Annotated in this window: 16 protein-coding genes; 2 read left to right on the top strand and 14 right to left on the bottom strand. The window is 70.7% G+C overall.

The genetic code is table 11. The features are described from left to right. Positions 1 to 66 precede the first annotated feature (66 nt). The gene (locus GEV07_18840) at positions 67 to 1,242 is read left to right on the top strand and encodes a PQQ-binding-like beta-propeller repeat protein (GenBank protein MQA04681.1); all 1,176 of its coding nucleotides are present in this window, start codon (positions 67 to 69) and stop codon (positions 1,240 to 1,242) included. Positions 1,243 to 1,258: 16 nt separating this feature from the next. Here GEV07_18840 and GEV07_18835 read toward each other — a convergent pair whose 3' ends face one another. The 12 genes from GEV07_18835 to GEV07_18780 form a co-directional block, all read right to left on the bottom strand. Next, positions 1,259 to 2,659 carry an amino acid permease gene (locus GEV07_18835; protein ID MQA04680.1) on the bottom strand — a complete coding sequence of 467 codons (1,401 nt, stop codon included), beginning with the start codon at positions 2,657 to 2,659 and terminating at the stop codon, positions 1,259 to 1,261. 110 nt (positions 2,660 to 2,769) lie between these two features. Further along, positions 2,770 to 3,543 carry an inositol monophosphatase family protein gene (locus GEV07_18830; GenBank protein MQA04679.1) on the bottom strand — a complete coding sequence of 258 codons (774 nt, stop codon included), beginning with the start codon at positions 3,541 to 3,543 and terminating at the stop codon, positions 2,770 to 2,772. A 94-nt stretch (positions 3,544 to 3,637) separates the two neighbouring features. Then, positions 3,638 to 4,279: a hypothetical protein gene (locus tag GEV07_18825; protein ID MQA04678.1), complete on the bottom strand. Its 642-nt coding sequence runs from the start codon at positions 4,277 to 4,279 to the stop codon at positions 3,638 to 3,640. A gap of 76 nt (positions 4,280 to 4,355) precedes the next feature. Beyond that, positions 4,356 to 5,453: an amidohydrolase family protein gene (locus tag GEV07_18820; protein MQA04677.1), complete on the bottom strand. Its 1,098-nt coding sequence runs from the start codon at positions 5,451 to 5,453 to the stop codon at positions 4,356 to 4,358. Between the two features lie 76 nt (positions 5,454 to 5,529). Beyond that, on the bottom strand, positions 5,530 to 9,129 hold the full coding sequence (dnaE, locus tag GEV07_18815; GenBank protein MQA04676.1) for a DNA polymerase III subunit alpha: 3,600 nt from the start codon (positions 9,127 to 9,129) through the stop codon (positions 5,530 to 5,532). A 145-nt stretch (positions 9,130 to 9,274) separates the two neighbouring features. Beyond that, positions 9,275 to 10,633 carry a TRAP transporter large permease subunit gene (locus GEV07_18810; protein MQA04675.1) on the bottom strand — a complete coding sequence of 453 codons (1,359 nt, stop codon included), beginning with the start codon at positions 10,631 to 10,633 and terminating at the stop codon, positions 9,275 to 9,277. Then, complete coding sequence (locus tag GEV07_18805) at positions 10,630 to 11,289, bottom strand: TRAP transporter small permease subunit (GenBank protein ID MQA04674.1); 660 nt, start codon at positions 11,287 to 11,289, stop codon at positions 10,630 to 10,632. The genes GEV07_18810 and GEV07_18805 overlap by 4 nt, the downstream gene beginning before the upstream one ends. Continuing rightward, entirely contained in the window at positions 11,187 to 12,293 is a 1,107-nt protein-coding gene (locus GEV07_18800) for a C4-dicarboxylate ABC transporter substrate-binding protein (protein ID MQA04673.1), read from the bottom strand. Before GEV07_18800 ends, GEV07_18805 begins: the two co-directional genes overlap by 103 nt. Before the next feature lie 153 nt (positions 12,294 to 12,446). Further along, the gene (locus tag GEV07_18795; protein MQA04672.1) at positions 12,447 to 13,295 is read right to left on the bottom strand and encodes a 3-deoxy-D-arabinoheptulosonate-7-phosphate synthase; all 849 of its coding nucleotides are present in this window, start codon (positions 13,293 to 13,295) and stop codon (positions 12,447 to 12,449) included. A gap of 334 nt (positions 13,296 to 13,629) precedes the next feature. Next, positions 13,630 to 14,559: an RluA family pseudouridine synthase gene (locus GEV07_18790; protein MQA04671.1), complete on the bottom strand. Its 930-nt coding sequence runs from the start codon at positions 14,557 to 14,559 to the stop codon at positions 13,630 to 13,632. Continuing rightward, positions 14,552 to 15,229, bottom strand: coding sequence for a signal peptidase II (locus GEV07_18785; GenBank protein MQA04670.1), 678 nt, complete (start codon positions 15,227 to 15,229; stop codon positions 14,552 to 14,554). Before GEV07_18785 ends, GEV07_18790 begins: the two co-directional genes overlap by 8 nt. A 134-nt stretch (positions 15,230 to 15,363) precedes the next feature. Then, a complete protein-coding gene (locus tag GEV07_18780; protein ID MQA04669.1) occupies positions 15,364 to 16,419 on the bottom strand; it encodes a hypothetical protein in 1,056 nt (351 codons plus the stop codon). A gap of 470 nt (positions 16,420 to 16,889) precedes the next feature. Here GEV07_18780 and GEV07_18775 point away from each other — a divergent pair, with 470 nt between their 5' ends. After that, positions 16,890 to 20,102, top strand: coding sequence for an isoleucine--tRNA ligase (locus GEV07_18775; GenBank protein MQA04668.1), 3,213 nt, complete (start codon positions 16,890 to 16,892; stop codon positions 20,100 to 20,102). 12 nt (positions 20,103 to 20,114) lie between these two features. On the opposite strand, the gene GEV07_18770 is transcribed toward GEV07_18775, so the two are convergent. After that, a complete protein-coding gene (locus GEV07_18770) occupies positions 20,115 to 20,873 on the bottom strand; it encodes a hypothetical protein (GenBank protein ID MQA04667.1) in 759 nt (252 codons plus the stop codon). 122 nt (positions 20,874 to 20,995) lie between these two features. Then, positions 20,996 to 21,946: a DivIVA domain-containing protein gene (locus GEV07_18765; GenBank protein ID MQA04666.1), complete on the bottom strand. Its 951-nt coding sequence runs from the start codon at positions 21,944 to 21,946 to the stop codon at positions 20,996 to 20,998. Positions 21,947 to 21,968 lie beyond the last annotated feature (22 nt).

The following is a 21,968-nucleotide window of genomic DNA, read 5'->3' as shown; positions in this document are numbered from 1 at the left end:
CATCCCCCAACGGTCGACGCACGACCGCTACGCTGTCCGCGCACACCGGGGGAGGAATCGATTTCGATGCGTATCGCAGCCATCGCCGCGGCGACCGGCCTGACACTCGCGCTCGGCGCGCCGGCGTCCGCCGCCACCGCTGCCGGCGACTGGACGTCCGACGGCGGCAGCCAGAGCAACCGGTACTGGAACGAGCACGAGACGGCGATCACCGCGGACACCGTCGCAGACCTGAAGGAACAGTTCCGGGTCACCACCGGCACCACTGCCCTGGGCGACCCACTCGTCGTGGACGGCACGATCTACCTGCCGCACGACGACGGCGTCACCGCGTACTCCGCCGACGGCGGCAGGAAGCTCTGGACGCACCACGTCGACTCCGTGCCCGAGCTGGCGTGGCAGGACGGCGCGCTCTACGTGGCGTCCGGCAGCCTGCAGACGCCGAGCAGGCTCACCGCGCTGACCAGTGACGGGCGCGCGCGCTGGACGCACACGGTCGACGACATCCAGCTCGACACCCTCGCGGTCGGCGACGGCCGGGTGGCGGTCTCCGGGACCAACAGGGACTACACGGCGAAGCGCACGCTCGCCTTCCGCGGCAACGGCAGCGTCGCCTGGACGAAGGAGGGCCACACGCTCACCGAGCGGTCCACGCTCGTCGACGGGCACGGCCAGGTCTTCCTGCAGCCGTGGGACGAGACCAGCCCCGCCGACGCGACGCTCGCCGTCGCGCTCGACAGCGGCGAGGTGCGCTGGCGCGCCGACAAGGCGCTGCAGCCACGTGCCGCGGTGGACGGCTCCGTGGTGGCGATGGAGGACAAGGGCGTCGTCACGCATCGCCTGCACTCGCTGTCCAGCACCGACGGCGCCACCGAGTGGGACGTCGCCACGTCGCACTACGCCACCGCACGGGCCATGGCCGCCGACGACAGCCACGCGTACCTGGCCGAGCGGCACGCCGACGCGCTGACCGCACGCGACCTGTCCACCGGCGAGGTGAGCTGGCGCGCACCGGTGCCAGAGGACGCCGACCTGACCGACCCGGTCGTGGCCGGCGGGCTGGTGTACCTGACCGCGTCGTCCGGCTCCGACCGGCAGCTGTCGGCGTACCGTGCCGAAAGCGGCGAGAAGGTGTGGACGTACCGGATCGACCGGTCCGGTTTCGGCCAGCATCCGGTGGTTGCGGACGGCTGGCTCTACCTCGTGGCCGGCGACCAGCTCCGCGCGTTCCGTCCCACGTGACGTGACGCGCGGGGCGTCAGCTGCGGCTGGCGAGCAGGCGTTCCTCGGCGTCCGGACCACCGCGCACGGACGGCACGCGGAGCACGAACACGATGCCGAGCACCCACCACACGCCGACGATGATCCACTCGTACGGCCAGACCAGCGCTGCCGGCATGCCCGGCATGTACAGCACGCCGAGGCCGACCGCGAGCAACGCGGCGACGACGCCCACCGGCTTGCCACCGCGCAGCCGGAACGGCCGCGGCATCTCGGGTTCGCGCACCCGCAGTACGACGAACGACACCGCCACCATGAAGAACGCCACCACGATGTTCAGGCCGCCGGCGTTGATCAGCCAGCCAAGCGTCGCCTCGCCGAAGAGCGGCGAGATCATCGACAGGCCACCGATGAACAGGATCGCGTTGCTCGGTGTGCGGAACCTCGGGTGTACCCGGGCGAACCAGCGCGGCAGCATGCCCGAGTTCGCCATCGCGAACACCAACCGGCTCGCGCCGATGAGGAACCCGTTCCAGCTCGTCAGGATGCCGGCGATGCCGCCGATCACCAGGACGTGCCCCATCAGCTGGCTGTCCCACAGGGCCGCCATGCCGTCCGCGGACGCCAGGTCCGCGGACGCGAGGTCGCCAGCGGACATCGACGAGCTCACCGTCAGCCAGATCATCGCGTACCACGCGACGGCCAGCAGGACCGACACGATCAACAGCTGCCCGATCTTCTTCGGCGGCACGTTGATCTCCTCGGCGGACTGCGGGATCACGTCGAACCCGACGAAGAAGAACGGGGTGGCGACGAGCACTCCGATCACACCCGCCGCTCCCCCGGTGAACCACGGCTCCATGTGCCCGGCCTCGCCACCGACGAACGATCCGGTCACCAGGCCGAGGCCGACGATCGCGAGGATCACCACCGCGATGGCCTGGAAGGTGGCGGCCGGGCGCACCCCGACGTAGTTCAGCACGGTCATCACGATCGCACCGGCCACACCGACCACGACCCAGGTGCCGTAGACGTCGAACTCCGCGACGCTCCACATCCGGCCGGCAAGCATGTCGGGGAACAGGTAGAGCAGCGTCTGCGGGAGCGCCACCGCCTCGAACGAGCACACCGTGACGTAGCCGAGCACCAGCGCCCACGACGTGACGAACGCGGGCCGCGAGCCCATCGCGCGTAACGAGTAGTTGTGTTCGCCGCCCACCTTCGGCATCGCGGCCACCAGCTCGGCGTACGTCAGACCGACAAGGGCGATGATCACACCGCCGATGACGAACGCCAGCACCGCACCGAGCGTGCCCGCGCCCTCCAAGAACTCGCCCGTACGAACGACCCAGCCGAAACCGATCATGGCGCCGAAGGCGACCACGACCACGTCCCAGCGTCCAAGTACCCGGGTCAGCCCCGAGTTGTCCTGACTCATCCCTGTTCACCCCTTATCGGTGACCATGCGGTACCGCGATCGGGGAACAGCTTGGCACCAACCCACGGCGAGGCACGAGACCGAAACGCCGCCGGGTCGGTCGCCGGGCGTCAGACCTTCGCTGCGCGCTCCGCGATCGGGTCGAGCACGGCGGGGCTGCCGGCGGCGATCAGCGGCAGTCCGCTGGCCGTCTCGAACCACTCCGCGACCCCACCGGCCGCCTGCACGACGGCGATGCCCGCGGCGACGTCCCAGTCGTTCACGCCGAACCCGACGTAGACGTCGAGCTGGCCGAGGGCGACGGCCATCAGGTCGCACGCCGACGAGCCGGACCGCCGGAAGTCCCGCACGTGCGGCAGCAGGTCGGCGATCACGTCCAGCATCCGTACCCGTAGCTCGTCGTCGCCGAACAGGCCGACCGAGAACATCACGGAGCTCAGCTCGGTGGTGCCGGTCACCGCCGGCTTGCCGTCGCGTGCGCGGACCTCCCCGCCGCCGGCAGCGATCCAGGCACCGGACGTCGGCCGTACCAGCGCGCCTGCGACGTAGTCGTCGCCGCGCTTCGCGCCGACCGACACCGCGTAGTCCTCCCTGCGGTGCACGAAGTTCAGCGTGCCGTCGAGTGGGTCGATCACCCAGGTCACTCCGGACGTGCCGGCGCGGCCGCCGGACTCCTCGGAGAGCACGGCGTCGTCGGGACGGGCGGCCGCGAGCGCGCCGACGATGGCCGCGTCGGCGGCGTGGTCGGCCGTCGTGACGAAGTCGCTGGGATTGCTCTTCGTGCTGACGTCCATGTCACCGTTGCGCAGCGCCGAGCGGATCGCGTCCGCACCGAGCTGGGCCGAGACGAGGGCAAGGTCAGCGAGGTAAGCGTCGTTGTTCATCTCGTCTCACATTACGGTGTCCAAGGGACTGGGCAGTGAACCACCGATGACCAGCAATGTCCAGCACATATCGCCCATTCCCGGGCAACGCACGCTAGGACTCGGAGTCGGCGGGGTTCGCATACGGGTACGAGGACGTGTGGTTGCCCTCCTGCCGGATCGGCGGCAGCTCCTGCGGTGGCGCCGGCGCGGCCCGCGGCCTGGGCCGGCTGAGCAGCCGCTGGACCTCCTCGATGAACCGGCCGAGGAAGACGGTCAGCGTCGCGGCCAGCGGCCACAGCGTCAGCACGCCCTTGGCCCGCACGTCCAGCGGCGCGAGCACCTTCGTACCGTCGGACGCGGACGCCACAGCGGCGGCGTAGTCGGCGACGCCGAACCAGTGCCCGACCCGCCACATCACCACGGCCGCGAGCACGGCGCCGACCCCCAGCCCGAGCACCGCGCCGAGCATCCGCCGGTAGCAGAAGGTCTGCACCAGGCTGCCGGTGGCGATACCGGCCACCAGCGCGATGATCGCGAACCAGCCGTCCGCAGCGATCGGCGCCTGCGGTATCTGCTCGGCGAACAGCCGCCCACCGTCGGTGACCACGTACTCGGTACGCGGCGCCACCAGATGCCAGACGAACCCGCCAGCGCCGCCGAGGACCCCGAGCACGACTACCACCGCCGCGCCCGTACCCAGGTCCGCGAGAACGGACCGCTCCGCGCCAGCCCGCGGTGACGGCGACGCGGTCACGTGCGGACCTCCCGCGCTCGCCCTGCGGCCAGCACCCGACCGGCGGCGGGGTGCGGGGCTTCGACGGGATACTCGGTCACGGGCGCGCCACCTCGGTGCCCACCACCCAGGCCACCGGGGACGCCCACGCCTGGGGTTGTGCCAACGGGTCGGCGCCCAGCACGACGGCCTGGGCCGGCTGACCTACTCGGATCGTCGTCGGGTAGCGGCCGCGGAGGCCGTGTACGGTGGCCGCGCCCTCCACCGCGGCGCGCAGCGCGCCTTCGGCGCCCAGGCCCGCCTCCGCGAGCAGGGTCAGCTCGACCGGGTCCACCCCAGTGCTCGTGGCCTCGTTGCCTAGATCCGTGCCGTACAGCACGGGCACGCCCGCGCCGACCAGTGCGCGCGCGTTCGCGAGCACGCCGAGCTCCTGGTCGCCGCCTGCGGCGGTGAGCGTGTGGAGCGTGCCGACGACCGGTGTGCCGGCCAGCGCCAGCTGCGCCACCAGGTGGGTGGGCAACCGCTCCACCGGCATGTGCGCGAGCTCGTCCACCCCCGCGTCGAGCGCCCGCGCGACGAGCTCCGCGGTGAGCGCGTGGCAGACGACGCCCAGACCCTCGTCGTGGGCCGCCGCAACCACGGCGCTGACCACGTCGAGCGGTGGCACCGGCAGGCCGTCCGCCGGTTCGAGCGCGACCTTCACCACGTCCACGCCGGCGGCAGCGAGCGACTCTACGGCGCGGCGCGCCTCGGCCGGCGAGCCGAGGAACCGCGCGAACCCGCGGGCGCCCCACGACCGCGACGGGTACCCGCCGGGCGCGGTCAGGATCGGACCGGCCACCGCTACCCCACCGACGGCCCCGCCGACCCGCCAGCTCGTGGCGTCCTCCAGCGGTGCGCCCAGGTCGCGCATCCCGACGACCCCGCCGCGGACCATCCCCTCGACCGAGCCGAACGCCAGGTGCACGTGCGCGTCGACGACGCCGGGACCGACCCAGCCGCCCTCGACCACCGGCGCGCCCTCGGGGAGGTCCACCAGGTGTGCCGGGCCGTACGCCGCCACCACCCCGTCGACGTCGACGACCACCACCGCGTCGTCGACCGCGGGCTCGTCACCGCCCGGCCACAGGCGGCCGCGCAGCACGTAACCACGGGTGCGGGTCTGCACGCTGGCGGAGGGCTCGGCGGACGTCATCGGACCCACAGCCTAACGGTCCGAGCGGGCGCCGGCGGATGCGGCGGCCGCCTCCGGCGCGGGCATCTGGCGGCGGCTAGCCGAAGCTGACGGCGCCGGCGCCGAGCAGCTGCTTCAGGTCGCCCATCAGCGCCGACGACGGGGTGACCCGGAACCTGTCGTCCAGCCGGACGACCTTCTCCCCGTGGCCGCCGGAGAGGTGCAGCCGCACCTCGGTGACGCCCGGGTGGGTGCCGAGCACGTTCTTCAACCGGTCCACCACCGGCGGGGTGCAGCGCGCGACCGGCAGGGTGAGCACGACCGGACCGGCCTGCGGCTCACCCAGGTCGGGGACGGTCACGTCCTGCGCGCGCAGCCGCGGGGCGTCCTCGCGCTTGTCCAGCCGCCCCTTGACCGCGATCACCGCGTCCTCGGCCAGCAGCGTGCCGTACTGCTGGTAGGTCTGCGGGAAGAACAGCACCTCGACGGAGCCTTCCAGGTCCTCCAGCTGCGCGACCGCCCACGGCGCGCCCTGCTTGGTGATCCGTCTGGTCAGCCCGGTCACCAGGCCGGCGCAAGTCACCATCGCGCCGTTGGCGTGGCTGTCGTCGACGAGCGAGGCCATCGAGCAGTCCGCGACCGACGCGAGGACGTGCTCCAGCCCGAACAGCGGGTGGTCGGAGACGTACAGGCCGAGCATCTCCCGCTCGTACGCGAGCAGCCCGGGCTTGTCCCACTCCTCCGGCGAGATGTTCAGCTGCAGGGTGAAGTCGACGGCGTCCTCGGTGCCGCCGCCGAACAGCGAGTCCTGGCCGATGGCCTCGTTGCGCTTGACCTCGATGACCGCGTCGACCGCGCGCTCGTGCACCTCGTGCAGGCCACGCCTGGTGTGCCCGAGCGAGTCGAACGCCCCGGCCTTGACCAGCGACTCGATGACCCGCTTGTTGCAGACCTGGGCCGGCACCTTGCGGAGGAAGTCCTGGAAGCTCTCGAACCTGCCCTGCGACTGGCGCGCAGCGATGATCTCGCTCACCACGTTGTTGCCGACGTTGCGGATCGCAGCGAGCCCGAACCTGATGTCCGTGCCGCGGGGGGCGAAGTCGGCCTCGGACTCGTTCACGTCCGGCGGGAGTACCTTCACCCCCATCCGGCGGCACTCGTGCAGGTAGACCGCGGACTTGTCCTTGTCGTCGCGGACGCTGGTGAGCAGCCCGGACATGTACTCCGCGGGGTAGTTCGCCTTCAGGTACGCGGTCCAGTACGACACCAGCGCGTACGCGGCCGCGTGCGACTTGTTGAACGCGTAGCCGGCGAACGGGAGCAGGATCTCCCAGAGCGTGTCGATGGCGTCCTTGGAGTAGCCGTTGGCCTTCATGCCGGCCTCGAAGCCGACGTACTCCTTGTCGAGGATCTCCTTCTTCTTCTTGCCCATCGCCCGCCGGAGCAGATCCGCTTTGCCCAGCGTGTAGCCAGCGACCTTCTGCGCGATGGCCATGACCTGCTCTTGGTAGACGATCAGGCCGTACGTCTCGCCGAGGATCTCGGCGAGCGGTTCCTCGAGCTCCGCGTGCAGCGGCACGACGGGCTTGCGCCCGTTCTTCCTGTCCGCGTAGTCGTTGTGCGCGTTGGCGCCCATCGGGCCCGGCCGGTACAGCGCGCCGACCGCGGTGATGTCCTCGAACCTGGTCGGCCGCATCGACCGCAGCAGCGACCGCATCGGCCCGCCGTCCAGCTGGAACACACCGAGCGTGTCGCTCCTGGCGAGCAGCTCGAACGTCGCCTTGTCGTCGAGCGGCACGTTGTCCAGGCTGAACTGGGTGTCCTTGTTCCCCGAGATGTGCCGGACGCAGTCGTCGAGGACGGTGAGGTTGCGCAGCCCGAGGAAGTCCATCTTCAACAGGCCGAGCGACTCGCAGGCGCCCATGTCGAACTGGGTGATGATGGCGCCGTCCTGCTCGCGGCGCTGGATGGGGATGACGTCGAGCAGCCGCTCGCTGGACAGGATCACGCCGGCCGCGTGCACGCCCCACTGCCGCTTCAGGCCCTCGAGCCCGCGCGCGGTGTCGACGACGCTGCGCACCTCGGCCTCGGCCTCGTACAGCTGCCGGAACTCCTGGGCCTCCGCGTACCGCGGGTGCTCCGCGTCGAAGATGCCGGACAGCGGGATGTCCTTGCCCATCACCGCGGGCGGCATCGCCTTGGTGATGCGGTCGCCCATGGAGAACGGGTGGCCGAGCACCCTGGACGAGTCCTTCACGGCCTGCTTGGCCTTGATGGTGCCGTAGGTGACGATCTGCGAGACCCGGTCTTCGCCGTACTTCTCCGTGGCGTAGCGGATCATGTCGCCGCGCCTGCGCTCGTCGAAGTCCAGGTCGATGTCCGGCATGGACACCCGCTCCGGGTTCAGGAAGCGCTCGAACAGCAGCCCGTGCTCGATCGGGTCGAGGTCGGTGATGCCGAGTGCCCAGGCGATCACCGCGCCGGCCGCTGACCCCCGGCCGGGCCCGACCCTGATGCCGCTCTCCATCGCGTGGTTGACCAGGTCGGCCACCACGAGGAAGTAGCCGGGGAAGCCCATCTGGTTCACGATGCCGAGCTCGTACTCGGCCCGCTCCTCGTACGTGCTCGGGATGCCGGCGGGGAACCGGTGGCCCAGCCCCTCCCAGACCTGGACCCGCAGCCAGGACGCCTCGGTCTCCCCCTCGGGCACCGGCGAGCGCGGCATCAGGTCGCGGTGCGAGAACGCCGGCTCGTAGCCGCCGCAGCGCTCGGCGATGACCAGCGTGTTGTCGCACGCCTCGGGGATCTCCCGCCACAGGTTGCGCATCTCCGCCGGCGACTTCAGGTAGAAGTCCTGCGCGTCGAACTTGAACCTGGTCGGGTCGGCGAGGGTCTTGCCCGACTGGACACACAACAGCGCCTCGTGCGTCTTCGCGTCGTCGGCGTGCGTGTAGTGCAGGTCGTTGGTCGCGACGAACGGCAGGTCGAGCTCGCGGGCCAGCCGGATCAGGTCCTTCTGCGCGCGCTGCTCGATCGGCAGCCCGTGGTCCATCAGCTCGCAGTAGAAGTTCTCCGCACCGAAGATCTCCCTGAACTCGCCGGCGGACCGCTTCGCGCCCTCGTAGTTGCCCTGCCGCAGCAGCGTCTGGATCTCGCTGCTCGGACACCCGGTGGTGGCGATGATGCCGCTGCCGTACTCGGCGAGCAGCTCCTTGTCCATCCGCGGCTTGTAGTAGTAGCCCTCCAGGCTGGCCCGCGAGGCCAGCCGGAACAGGTTGTACAGGCCGTCGAGGTTCTCGGCCAGCATCGTCATGTGGGTGTACGCGCCGCCGCCGGAGATGTCGTCCTCGCCGCCCTCGGCCCAGCGCACCCTGGTCTTCTGGTACCTGCTGCCGGGCGCGACGTACGCCTCGATGCCGACGATCGGTTTGACGCCGGCCTGGGTCGCGCCGTGGAAGAACTCGTAGGCACCGAACACGTTGCCGTGGTCGGTCATCGCGAGCGCCGGCATCTCCATGCGCTTCGCCTCGGCGAACAGGTCGGGCAGCCGCGCGGCCCCGTCGAGCATCGAGTACTCGGTGTGCACGTGGAGATGGACGAAGCTGTCGCCACCTGCCGACCCGCTCACTTGCCCTCCTGGCACCTCGTGGCGAACATCCTGGCGGCGAGCCTCCGCGGGGAAGGAGGCGGCAGGCATCGACGCACGCGACGGGCGGGTTGGGGCTGCCTCCCGACGTGCCGTACGACGCTGCCGAAGCGGGTCGTACTCGCCACGGACGAGCTTAGTAGCCGGTGCCGACACCGGCCGGGAGGACCCGCCGCCGCGACCGGGCCGGCGGCGGTCAGCCGCCGTGGATCTGGTTGGGCAACCAGGTGACGATGTCGGGGAACACGACGAGCAGCACGATGCCCACCGCAAGTACCGCCACGTAAGGCAGCGCCCCGGTCAGCACGTCCCTGGCCGGGATCTCGGGTGCGATGCCCTGCACGACGTAGAGGTTCAGGCCAACCGGCGGTGTGATCAGCCCCATCTCCATGTTCAGCGTCATCACCACGCCGAACCAGACCGGGTCGAAGCCCAGCTCGGTGATGATCGGGAACAGCACCGGCATGGTGATGAGGATGATGGCCACCGGTGGGATGAACAGGCCGAGCACGAGGAACAGCAGGTTCATCGCCAGGAAGATGACCCACTTGTTCACCTCCAGGTCTGCGACCACGGCGGCCAGCTCCTGCGGGATGCCGAGGAAGCTCAGCACCTGCCCGAGCACGGCGGAGAACGCCACGATCATCAGGATCATCGTGCTCGTGCGGGTCGTCTCCAGGGCCGCCTGGAGCAGGCTGCGCACGGTCACGGAGCGGTAGATCACGGCAACCAGCACGACGGCGAACAGGCACCCCATGGCGGCCGCCTCGCTCGGCGTCGCCACCCCCGCGTAGAGCACGAACAGCACGCCAGCGATCAGCAGGATGAACGGCAGCGTCTTGGTCAGCAGCCCGAACCTGCGCCGCCACGCGTACGCCTCGACCTCGGTCACTGCGGGCAGCTCCCCCGCCGAGCCGGTGGGTGTGGCGGCGGCGGGCGTCGTACGCCCGCGCGACAGCCCGAGCGCCACCACGATCCAGACGCAGAATAACGCCGTGACCAGCAGGCCGGGCCCGACGCCGGCGAGGAACAGCCGCCCGACGGAGGTCTCGGTGGCGACGCCGTACAGGATCAGGGTCACGCTGGGCGGGATCAGGATGCCGAGGGTGCCGCCGGCGACGATCGCGCCCGTCGCCACCCCGTTCGGGTAGCCGCGCCGCACCATCTCGGGGATCGCGATCCGGCCGATCGCCGCGGACGTCGCCGGGCTCGACCCGGTCAGCGCGGCGAACGCGGCGCAGGAGAGCACCGAGCTGATGCCGAGACCGCCGCGCACCCGGCCGATCCAGGCGTGCGCCGCCTCGAGCAGGTCGCGGCTCGCCTTCGACTGCCCGAAGATCGCACCCATCAGGACGAACAGCGGGATGGCGAGCAGCGAGAAGCTGTTCAGCGACTCGAACGTCAGGTCGGCCAGGTAGCCGAACTCGTCGCCGGTGAGGAAGAGCGCGATGGAGATCACCGCGGTGAGCCCGAGGGCGAACGCGACCGGCACCCCGAGCACCAGCAGCACGAGCAGCACGGCGCCGACGATGAGCGCGATCAGGACGACACTCACCGGCCGGCCTCCGCCCCGTCGGCCCGGTTACCCTTCCCGAGCCGCCCGACGGTGTCCGTGAGGATCACCAGGTACTGCAGCGAGACCAGCAACATGCCGAGCGGCAGGATCGCGTACGGCACCGCGAGCGGCGGGTTCCACGCCGTGCCCGACCGCCGGCCGCTCTCCACGACCTCCCACCAGAACCCCCACGCCACCACGAGGATGACCACCGCAAGGCCGAGGCCGAGCACCCCGACCACCAGCCTGATCACGTCGCGGGCGCGCCCGGAGAACCGCGACGCGACGATCTCCATCGCGACGTGGTCACCGTGCTTCAGGCCGTAAGCCGCACCGACGAATGCGGCGTAGATCAGCAGGTAGATGGAGAGCTCGGTCTGCCAGACGGTCGACGCGCCGATGAAGTAGCGCAACAGCACGCCGTAGCAGACGACGAGCACCGCGGCGAGGATGAAGACCGCGCTCGTGTAGCCGGCCAGCTCCGACAGTCGCTCCACGACGCGCAGCGGCCACGCTCGGCGTCGCTGCCCGGATTCGCTCAACGCGCAGCACCCTAGCCTTCGTCGGCGACCTTCTTCGCCTCGTCGATGAGCCGCTGGCCGCCTTCGACCTCCTTGGCGAAGTCGTCCCAGACCGGCTCGGACTTCTCCCGCCACTTCTCGTACGACGCGTCGTCCATCGGCACGACCTTCACGCCGGCCTTCTTGAACTGCTGCTCGACCCGCGTGTCGTCCTTCTCGGACGCCTCGTACGCGTACTGCTGCAGGTTCGCGCCCGCCTTCTCCACGGCCTGCTGCTGTTCCTTGGTCAGCTCGTCGAACTGCTCCGTACCGATGATGAGCGGCTCGAACATGAACCAGAACGTGTTGCCACCGGTCGGCGTAGTGAACGACTTGACCTGCTCATGCAGCCGGTAGGAACCGAACGACGAGGTAGAGGTGATCGCACTGTCCAGGACGCCGGTCTGCATGCCGTTGTAGATCTCCGAGGACGGCATGCTCGACAGGCCGAACCCGACGCTCTTCAGCATCTGCTCGATCCGCGGCCCGGCCGCCCTGGTGACGTTGCCCTTCTTCACGTCGTCAGGCGCGACGATCGGCTCCGCGCTCCGGCTGCCGATCGCGCCGGCGTTCCAGATCCAGGTGAGGACCTTGATGCCGTTGTCCTCGGTGAGCTTCTCGACTTCCTTGCCGATCTGCGCGTTCTGCCACTTCCGCGCCTGCTCGTGGTTGCGGACCATGGCCGGCATCAGCGTGACGCTGAACGCCGGCACGTCACCCGCCGCGTAGTCGAGCGGGTAGACGGACATGTCGGCGGTGCCCTTGTTGATGGCCGTGTACTGCTGGATCGGGTCCTCGATCAGCGAGTTCGCCGCGTGGATCTTGACCACGACCTCGCCGTCGGTGCGCTTCTTCACGTCGTCGGCGAAGCGTTGCGCGATGACGGAGCGGAAGTCGCCCTCGCCCTTCTTGTTCACTGCCGGCCACTGGTGCGACAGCCGCAGGACGACCTTGTCGCCGCCCCCACCACCTTCTTCGGCCAGACCGCAGCCCGTCAGAGACAACCCAAGTGCCAGCGCACCGAATGCGCCGAGCAGTCGCTTACCGACCATTGCTGCTCCCACATCGTCGTAGGTGCCGAACCCGACGTCCCGCCACATGGGATATCGCACGTGGTGCGTCGAGACACGCACTTAACCTCGCGGACTTTCCCCCGCTTCGCAAGAGGAAGTGCGCGGGTGCCACCCGATTGTTGCCTGGCGGCTATCCGGGATGCGGACCAAAAGGGGGTGTACGACGGTTGCATTCCGCGCCTACGGCTGGGCGACGTCCTCGGCGGCGTGCTCCTCCTCGTCCGCGGCCGCGTCCAGACCGGCGAGGATCATTGCCTGCACGACCGGCGCCAGCCGGTCAGATCCCAGCCGCGGCGCGCGCCTCGCCATCGCCTCGACGATCGCGCGCTCCCTCGTCATGTCGCGCCCGGCGCGGCCGCCGACCGGCTTGATCCGCTGGATCGCCGCCGCGACCTTCGCCCGGTGCTCGAGCACGGTGGCGATCGCGGCGTCCGCGCGGTCGATGGCCGCGCGGCCGTCAACCAGGTTGGTCGGCTCCTCGTCGCGGAGCAGCGGCGCGAGCACGGTCGCCTGCTCGGTGATCCGCGCCACGGTGGCCGCGTCCACGCTCTCGCCGAGGAACAGCCCGTCCGCGCCGGCGGCGACGGCGGCCGCGGCGAGCTGCGGGTCGCTGCTCACGTCCACCACCACCGGCCTGGACGTCTTCGCCCGGGTCTGGCTGACCAGCCGCAGGTCGACCACCAGGTGGTCCACGGTGCTGCTGCGGCTGCCGCCCTCGCAGAGCATGACCTGGTCGTCGTCCTCGGCCGTGCAGTACTCGGCGGCGGCGAGCCACTCGTCCGAGGTGGCGTACGTGCCGCGCTGTAGGAGTACCGGCATCCGCAACCGGCCGATCGCCCGCAGCAGCTGGAAGTCCTGCATCCACCCGGCGCCGACGAGCACACCGTCGGCGTGCGCCGCGATGGCCGGCAGGTCGCGCGCGGAGAACGGCTCGACCAACAGCGGCCCGGTCACGTGCGCCCTGGTGCGGCGCAGCTCCTCGGCCGCCGGGCGCGTGCCGTGGTGGCGGCGCAGGCTGACGACGGTCACCGTCGCCCCGGTGCCTGCGCCCGCGAACACGGGCACGGCGCCAGCGCCTACCCGGACATCTCCTATACGAACCTCGTGGGTCACGGTCCCTCCTCGTTACCGGGGCCGGTTCCGTGGCCCACCATGGCGAAACCGACCGATCTCATGAAGAAAGCCAGAGGAGCGCCCTCTGGCTTCTGCCGGTTCGGCCGTTCGCGGGTCAGCGCATGCTCACGTGACCGCGCCGGGTCGAACCGGCTCGGTAAACGCGAAATACACCTTGGCCACGACGCCAGCTTAGCGGACCGGTCCCAGAACGAGGAAGCGCGTGTCTCAGCGACCGAGACGGTGGTGCTCAGGACTCGGCGGCCACCAGCTCGAGCGCGTGCTTCAGGTCGTCGGGGTACGTGCTCTCGAACTCCACCTGCTTGCCCGAGCCGGGGTGGACGAACCCCAGCTGGACGGCGTGCAGCCACTGCCTGCGCAGCCCCAGCCGCTCCCCCAGCACCGGGTCGGCGCCGTACATCAGGTCGCCGACGCACGGGTGCTTGATGGCGGCCATGTGCACGCGGATCTGGTGCGTCCTGCCGGTCTCGAGCACCACCTCGAGCAGCGTCGCGTAACGGAACGCCTCGAGCGTCTCGTAGTGCGTCACGCTCGGCTTACCGTCCGCGACGACCGCCCACTTGTACTCCTCCTTCGGGTGCCGGTCGAGGGGTGCGTCGACCGTGCCGCGGAGCGGGTCGGGATGGCCCTGCACGAGCGCGTGGTACGTCTTGTCGACGGTGCGGTCGCGGAACGCGCGCTTCAGCGCAACGTACGCCCGTTCCGACCGCGCGACGACCATCACGCCGCTGGTGCCGGCGTCCAGCCGGTGCACGATGCCCTGCCGCTCGGCCGCGCCGGCCAGCGTCAGCTGGTAACCGGCCGCGGCGAGACCACCAACGACGGTGGGGCCGGTCCAGCCGGGCGCCGCGTGCACGGCGACCCCGATCGGCTTGTCGAGCACGAGGATGTCCTCGTCGTCGTGGATGATGCGCATGCCGGGCACCGGCTCAGGAGCCGTACGTACGGGCGTCGGTGGTGGCGGCAGCTCGACGTCCAGCCACTGCCCGCCGCTGACCCTCGTCGACTTGCTGACGTCCGCGCCGTCCACGAACACCCGACCCTCGGTGACCAGCTCGGCCGCCGCGGTGCGCGACAGCCCGAACATCCGCGCCAGCGCGGTGTCGACGCGCTCCCCGGTCAGCCCGTCGGGCACCGGAAGGGTACGGCGGTCACTCACGGCCGCCCTCGCCGGAGTCGGCAGCGAGTTGCTCGTCGGTGCGCTTCGTCGCCCGGTGCCCGTCCAGGCCGATGCCGCGGAACGCGAGGACGACGGCCAGCAGGCCACCGCACACGATGGCGGAGTCGGCGAGGTTGAAGACCGGCCAGTACGGCACCTCGATCCAGTCGACCACGTGGCCGGCGAGCGGGCCGGGCGCGCGTAGCAGCCGGTCGGTGAGGTTGCCGAGCGCACCGCCGAGGATCAGCCCGAGCGCCACCGCCCAGCCGAGGCTGCGCAGCCGCCGCGCGGCGCGCACGATCACGACGATGACCGCGGCCATGATCAGCGAAAGCACGATGGTGAAGCCACCGGCGATGCCGAACGCGGCGCCCGGGTTCCTGATCACGCGCAGCGTCAGCAGCCCGCCGAGCAGCTCGATGCTCGGGGCGCCTTCCAGCTCGGCGACCACGATCACCTTGGTCAGCAGGTCGATCCCGTACGCGACGACCGCCACGATCGCAAGTACGGCGGTACGCCGCGGACGTTGCGCCCCCGGCGCTTCCTCAGCAGTCAGCTCGACCTCCACGCTCCGGCCGGCTCCACGTCCCGGCGTCTCCTCAGCAGTCAGCTCGACCTCCACGCTGCGGCCTGCTGTGGCCGGCTCCACGTCCCGGCGTCTCCTCAGCAGTCAGCTCGACCTCCACGCTGCGGCCCGATGTGGCCCGCTCCCAGGTTCCGCCGCGGCGGCGGCTCGCGGCCAGGTCGTGTCTGCGCGTGCAAGACGTCGCCGGCAACAGTCGCCGCCCACGCTCGGCCTCCAGGCTACCGGCGCTCCTCGCGCTGCTTGCAGGCGACACACAACGTGGCGCGCGGGAACACCCGCAGCCGCTCCTTGCCGATCGGGCCGCCGCAGCTCTCGCAGACCCCGTACTCCCCGACGTCGATGCGCTGGATGGCCCGCTCGTTCTGCGCGATCAGGTCGCGCGCATTGTTCGCCAGCGAGATCTCGTGCTCCCGCTCGGACGCCTTGCTGCCCTGGTCCGCCTGGTCCTCCCCGACGCTGTCGCCACCATCCCGCAACCGGTCGGCAAGCTCGGACTCGGCCTTGCTGACCTCACCGGTCAGCGCCTCGCTCTCCGCCGCCAACCGCCGCCGGATCTCAGCCAACTCCGCGGCGGAGAACCCCGACACCCGATCCGGCGCCGGGCCCGCCTTCTTGGCCGGCGCCTTCTTCGCGGGCGCCGCCTTCTCAGCGGCCGGCTCGGCCGGCGCCGCCTTGGCCGCGGCCATCGCCTTCTTGGCGGGTGCGGCCTTCTTCGCCGCGGTCTTCTTGGCTGGCGCCTGCTTCTTCGCTGGCGCCTTCTTCTTCGCTTGCGCCTTCTTGGCCGCCGCCTTCTTCGCTTGCGCCTTCTTCGCTTGCGCCTTCTTGGCCGCCGCCTTCTTCGCAGGCGGCGCAGCCTTCTTCGCCGTCGCCTTGGCCGGAGCCGCCTTCTTCGCCGGCGCCTCCTTGGCAGCAGTCCTCTTGGCCGGCGCCTGCTTGGCAGCGATCTTCTTGGCCGGTGCCTGCTTCTTCGCCGCAGCCTTCTTCGCAGGCGGCGCCGCCTTCTTCGCCGCCGCCTTCTTCGCAGGTGGAGCGGCCTTCTTCGCCGCCGCCTTCTTGGCCGGTGCCTGCTTCTTCGCCGCAGCCTTCTTCGCAGGCGGCGCAGCCTTCTTCGCCGCCGCCTTCTTCGCAGGTGGAGCGGCCTTCTTCGCGGCTGCCTGTTTCGCGGCAGCTGGTTTGGCGGAGACGCCGGTCGAGGCGGCCGATGAGCGCGCGCTCGCCGCCGTCCGGCCGCCTGACTTGGTTGACGTCGCGGCCTTCGTGTTCTTCCGCGCCATGCAGGTCCCCTCCACCCTGGCTCGTACCACACACACAGGCGCCCTGCGCTGGCCGCATGGTAAGTGGCCGACAAGGTTGCGACAATGTACCGCGCCGAACGGCCGATCGACGGGATCTGCACGCCCAACGGCCCGGTGGACCGGAAACCGGGTGTCCGGCCGCCTGCTCCGCGCGCTACCCTGTCACCTGCATCGATGGGGACAAGGTCCGGTGCAGGCAGCCCAGAGCGACTCGGGGACGGTGGGAGCCCGAGGGCGAGCACACCGCCGACCATCACTCCGGAGCAGCCGGAAGAAACGAAACTATCGGACATTTCGGTAGGTCCAGAGTAGAACCGGCGCCAGAATTGAGGTGGATCCCGGCCCCGGTCGTGGATCAAGAAGGGTGGTACCGCGGCACCCGGGCCGAACCGGGCACGTCGTCCCTTCGTACTGATCCGCCCACGTACGACGTCCCGGAGGCCACCTCGATGGGAACGCAGCACTTCCGCCCGCTGCCGACACAGGTCGACCTGCCCGCAATCGAGCACGAGGTGCTCGAGCGGTGGGAGAAGCGGCGGATCTTCGAGCGGTCGCTCGAGCAGACCGCGGACGGGACGCGGTGGGTGTTCAACGAGGGCCCGCCGACCGCCAACGGCCTGCCCGGCGTCCACCACGTGGAAGCGCGCGCGTTCAAGGACCTGTACCCGCGGTTCAAGACCATGCAGGGCTACCACGTCCCGAGGAAGGCCGGCTGGGACTGCCACGGGCTACCGGTCGAGATCGCCGTGGAGCGGGAGCTCGGCTTCTCCGGCAAGCCGGACATCGAGCGGTACGGCATCGCCGAGTTCAACGCGAAGTGCCGGGAGTCCGTGCTGCGGCACGTGGACTCGTGGGAGCAGCTGACCACCAGGATGGCGTACTGGACGGACCTGTCCGACCCGTACCGCACGATGGACGTCTCGTACGTGGAGAGCGTCTGGTGGTCGCTGAAGCAGATCTTCGACCGGGGGCTGCTGGAGAAGGACTTCCGCATCACGCCGTACTGCCCGCGCTGCGGCACCGGGCTGTCGGACCACGAGCTCGGCCAGCCAGGCGTCTACCAGCAGGTCACCGACCCCGGGATCACCGTGCGGTTCCCGCTGCTGTCCGGCCCGGTCGCCGACAGGCACGGCGCGGACGCCGTCGACCTGCTGATCTGGACCACCACGCCGTGGACGCTGGTGAGCAACGCCCTGGTCGCGGTGGACCCGGAGCTGAGCTACGCGGTTGCCCGTCCCAAGGCGGACACCGGCCAGCGCCCGGTGCTGGTCGCAGAGTCGCTCGTGCCCAGCCTGCTCGGCGAGGACTGGGAGGTCGTGGAGACGTACACCGGCGCGGAGCTGGAGCGCAGCGCGTACCGCAGGCCGCTCGACCTGTTCGAGGTGCCGAACGCGCACTTCGTCGCGGTCGGTGACTTCGTCACCGCCGAGGAGGGCACCACCGGCCTGGTGCACTGCTCGCCGTCGTTCGGCGCCGACGACTTCGCGCTCTGCCGGGCGTACGGGATCCCCGTGGTCAACCCGATCGACCTGACCGCCAGGTTCCTGCCCCACGTGCCGCTCGTCGGTGGCATGTACTTCAAGGAGGCCGACGCCACCTTGCTGCAGGCGCTGCGCGAGGCCGGCGCGCTGTTCAAGGAGGAGCCGTACGACCACTCGTACCCGCACTGCTGGCGCTGCCACACGGCGCTGATCTACTACGCGCTGCCCGCCTGGTACATCCGCACCACGGCCGTCAAGGACCGACTGCTCGCCGAGAACGAGCTGACCGACTGGCACCCGGACAGCATCAAGCACGGCAGGTACGGCGAGTGGCTGCGCAACAACGTCGACTGGGCGCTGTCGCGGGACAGGTACTGGGGCACCCCGCTGCCGATCTGGACCTGCCGGGGCGAGCACCTCACCTGCGTCGCGTCCAGGGCCGAGCTGGGCGAGCTGGTCGGCCGCGACCTCACCGACCTGGACCCGCACCGGCCGTACATCGACGAGGTCACGTTCGCCTGCCCGCAGTGCGGCGAGACGGCCACGCGGGTGCCGCAGGTGATCGACGCGTGGTACGACTCCGGCTCGATGGCGTTCGCCCAGTGGGGCTACCCGCACCTGCCGGGCAGCGACACCGACCTCGACCGCACGTACCCGGCGAACTACATCTGCGAGGCCATCGACCAGACCCGCGGCTGGTTCTACAGCCTGATGGCGGTCGGCACGCTGGTGTTCGACAAGTCGTCGTACCAGACCGTGCTCTGCCTCGGGCACATCGTGGACGCCGAGGGCCGGAAGATGAGCAAGCACCTCGGCAACGTCCTCGACCCGATGACGCTGATGGAGCAGCACGGCGCGGACGGGCTGCGCTGGCTAATGCTGTGCGTCGGCAACCCCTGGTCGACCCGGCGGGTCGGGCACGAGCTGATCGACGACGTGGTGCGGCGGGTGCTGCTCACGTACTGGAACACCGCCTCGTTCCTCGTGCTGTACGCGAACGCCGCCGCGGACGGACCGGACGGCCGGGCCTGGACGCCCGAGCTCGCGGCGGACGCGTCGGCGCCGGCCGACCGGCCGCTACTCGACCGGTGGGCGCTCAGCGAGCTGTACCGCACCGTCGACGAGGTGACGGCCGCGCTGGCCGAGTTCGACTCGGTGCGGGCGGGCCGGCGGCTGACCGAGTTCGTCGACGACCTCTCCAACTGGTACGTGCGCCGTTCCCGTCGGCGGTTCTGGCAGGGCTTCAGCAGCCCGGAGTGCGCCTCGGCGTTCGCGACGCTGTACGAGTGCGTGGAGACGGTCACCCGGCTGCTCGCGCCGTTCGTGCCGTTCATCACCGACCAGGTGTGGGAGGCGCTGCGCGGAGACCGTACCGACGCGGCGGACTCCGTCCACCTGGCGAGCTGGCCGGCACCGCGGCAGGAGCTCGTCGACGAGCAGCTGTCCGCGCAGATGGCGCTGGTCCGGCGGCTGGTCGAGCTCGGCCGGTCGACCCGGTCCAGCTCCGGGGTACGTACCAGGCAGCCGCTCGGCCGGGCGCTGGTCAGCGGGCCGGGATGGGCCGACCTGCCGGAGCCGCTGCGGGCGGAGGTCGCCGCGGAGCTCAACGTCGCCGAGGTGCAGAGCCTCGGCGACCAGCAGGCGGAGCTGGTGGATTACCTCGTCAAGCCGAACTTCCGTACGCTCGGCCGACGGTTCGGCAAGCAGACCCCGCGGGTCGCTTACGCGATCAGCGCCGCGGACCCGGCCGGCTTGGTGGCGGCGTCCCGCTCCGGCGCGGCGACCGTACCGGTCGACGGCGAGCAGGTTCAGCTCGACGTCGACGACCTGATCGTCACCGAGGCACCGCGGGCCGGCTGGGCCGTCGCCAGCGAGCACGGCTGCACGGTCGCGCTCGACCTGGAGATCACCCCGCAGCTACGCCGCGCCGGGCTCGTGCGCGAGTCGGTACGGGCGATCCAGGAGGCGCGGAAGGCTGCGGGCTTCGAGGTCTCGGACCGGATCGCCCTCGTCTGGCAGGCGGACGACGCCGACCTCCAGCAAGCCCTGCGCAACGCCGCGACGGCCGTAGCGCAGGAGGTGCTGGCCGAAACCAGCACCGAACACGACGGCTCCGCCCCCGACGGCCACCACAACCGTGACGAGACGCTCGGCCTGACCACCTGGCTACGCAAGCTCTGACAGACGGGTGGGTCAGTCCTCGGTGGGTGCGCCGCAGACGGTGCAGGGGGTTAGGCCGTCTTCGCGGGCTTCGGTGACCGTGTGCTCGGTCGTCTCGGCGGCGTCTTCCTTGGCGTCTTCGATCACCTGGCAGGTGGCCAGGTGGTAACGGCGCTGGCCCTCGACGACCAGCACGCGCGTGGTCGCGACCGCTACCGGTTCCCCGTCGTCGTCCTCCGCGGCGGGTTCGGCGGCCGAGTCGTCCTCGGCCGGTTCGGTGTCGGCGTCCGCTTCCGCGTCGTCGGATGCCGACTCGGCGGCTTCGGCGCGGGCGGCGAGCACCGAGTCCGGGCGGCAGGCGGTGCAGGCCGCGTAGCCCTCGCCGCGGGCCTCCCCTACGGTCCTCGCCTCGGTCTCGCGGCCGGCCACCTGGCGACAGGACGCCAGATGGTACCGCAACCGGCCGGGCACGACGACCACCTCGCCGGACTCGTCCGCCGCGGCCGGCGCCTCCGCCTTCTTCGCACCCGCCGGCCGCTTCGCCGCCGACTTACCGCTGCCCTTGCGTTTCTCCTTGCTGCTCGCCGCCTTGCTCGAGCCCTTCGCCGCACGCCCCCGGGTGGGACCGTGGCCTCGGCCGATGAACACACCGACCACCAGACAGACGGCCGAGGCCAGGCTCACCACGATGGAGGCGACGATGAACCACAGATAGATGTCCGACGTCAACAGCACCCCGGTGACGAGCAGGCCGATCGCGACGATCACGAGTACGCCGCTGATCGCGATCATGCCCCGACTCCTGCCGCTGCCACCGTTGGCTCAGTGCACGACGAGATCCCGCGTCCAGGGTCCTGCGCAGCACTGACGCGCACCACGAGACCCCTCGACGTCGGCTCGTCCGATCTTTCCGGTTACTCGCCCATCCGCGGCGGAGCGTGCGAAGCGGTCTTCTCCAGCTTCTCCAGCTCCCCGGTCAGGTACGACTTCAGCCGGCTGCGGTACTCCCGCTCGAAGGTACGAAGCACCTCGATGCGCTGCTCGAGCTTCTCCCGCTCGGTGATGAGCGAGCCCATCGCAGCCCGGTGCTTCTCCTGCGAGTCGCGGTCGAGGTCCTCGGCCCGGCGACGTGCGTCGGACACGATCTTGTCGGCCTCCGCCCGCGCCTTGCGCAGCACCTCGTCCGTCTTCTGCTGTGCGGTCGCCACGTGCTCGTCGTGCACCTGCTGCGCCAGGGCGAGCAGTCGCGCTGCCGAGTCCGGCACCTGGCCGCCGCCGGCGGCCGCCATCAGGCCGCTGGCCAGGCTGTTCGTGCCGGGAGCAGCAGCGTGCGTGCCGGCCACGGCCGAGTAGCTGTCGTTGCTCGCGACCGCCGGCACCTCCTCCGGGGCGGGCTGCACGGCCTCGGCGACCGGGTAAGGCGCCTCGACCGGCGCCTGCTGCATCGGCGCGCCGCCGTGCTGCGGGTTGTGCTGCGGTCCTGGTCCCTGCTGGTCCGGTCCCCCCCGCGGCTGCGGCACCTGCTGGATCGGCTCGGGGACGTGCCCAGGCTGACCGTTGGTCGAGGCGTGCTCGACGCCGGGGCCGGCGCCGTTGCTGCCTACCTGGCTGTGTTGTCCCCCTTGACGCTGACCCTGCTGGTAAGCCGCTGCACCTTGTTGTTGGGTGAGCGGACCCGACAGGTAGGACTGGTCGCCAGTAACTTCAGCGAGGCGACGGCGTAGCTCGTCGTTCTCCGTGATGAGTCGATCGAGTTCCGCCTCGACCTCGTCGAGGAAAGAGTCCACCTCTTCCTCGTCGTATCCGGGGCGGAGGCGCGTGGTATTGAACTGCTTGTTACGCACGTCCGCGGGTGTCAGCGGCATGTCCTCTCCTGCGGGTGGTCGG

Source organism: Streptosporangiales bacterium (assembly GCA_009379825.1).
Taxonomy (GTDB): Bacteria; Actinomycetota; Actinomycetes; order Streptosporangiales; family WHST01; genus WHST01.
Note: the sequence above shows the minus strand (reverse complement) of the source record. Positions and strands in the feature narration are given on the sequence as shown.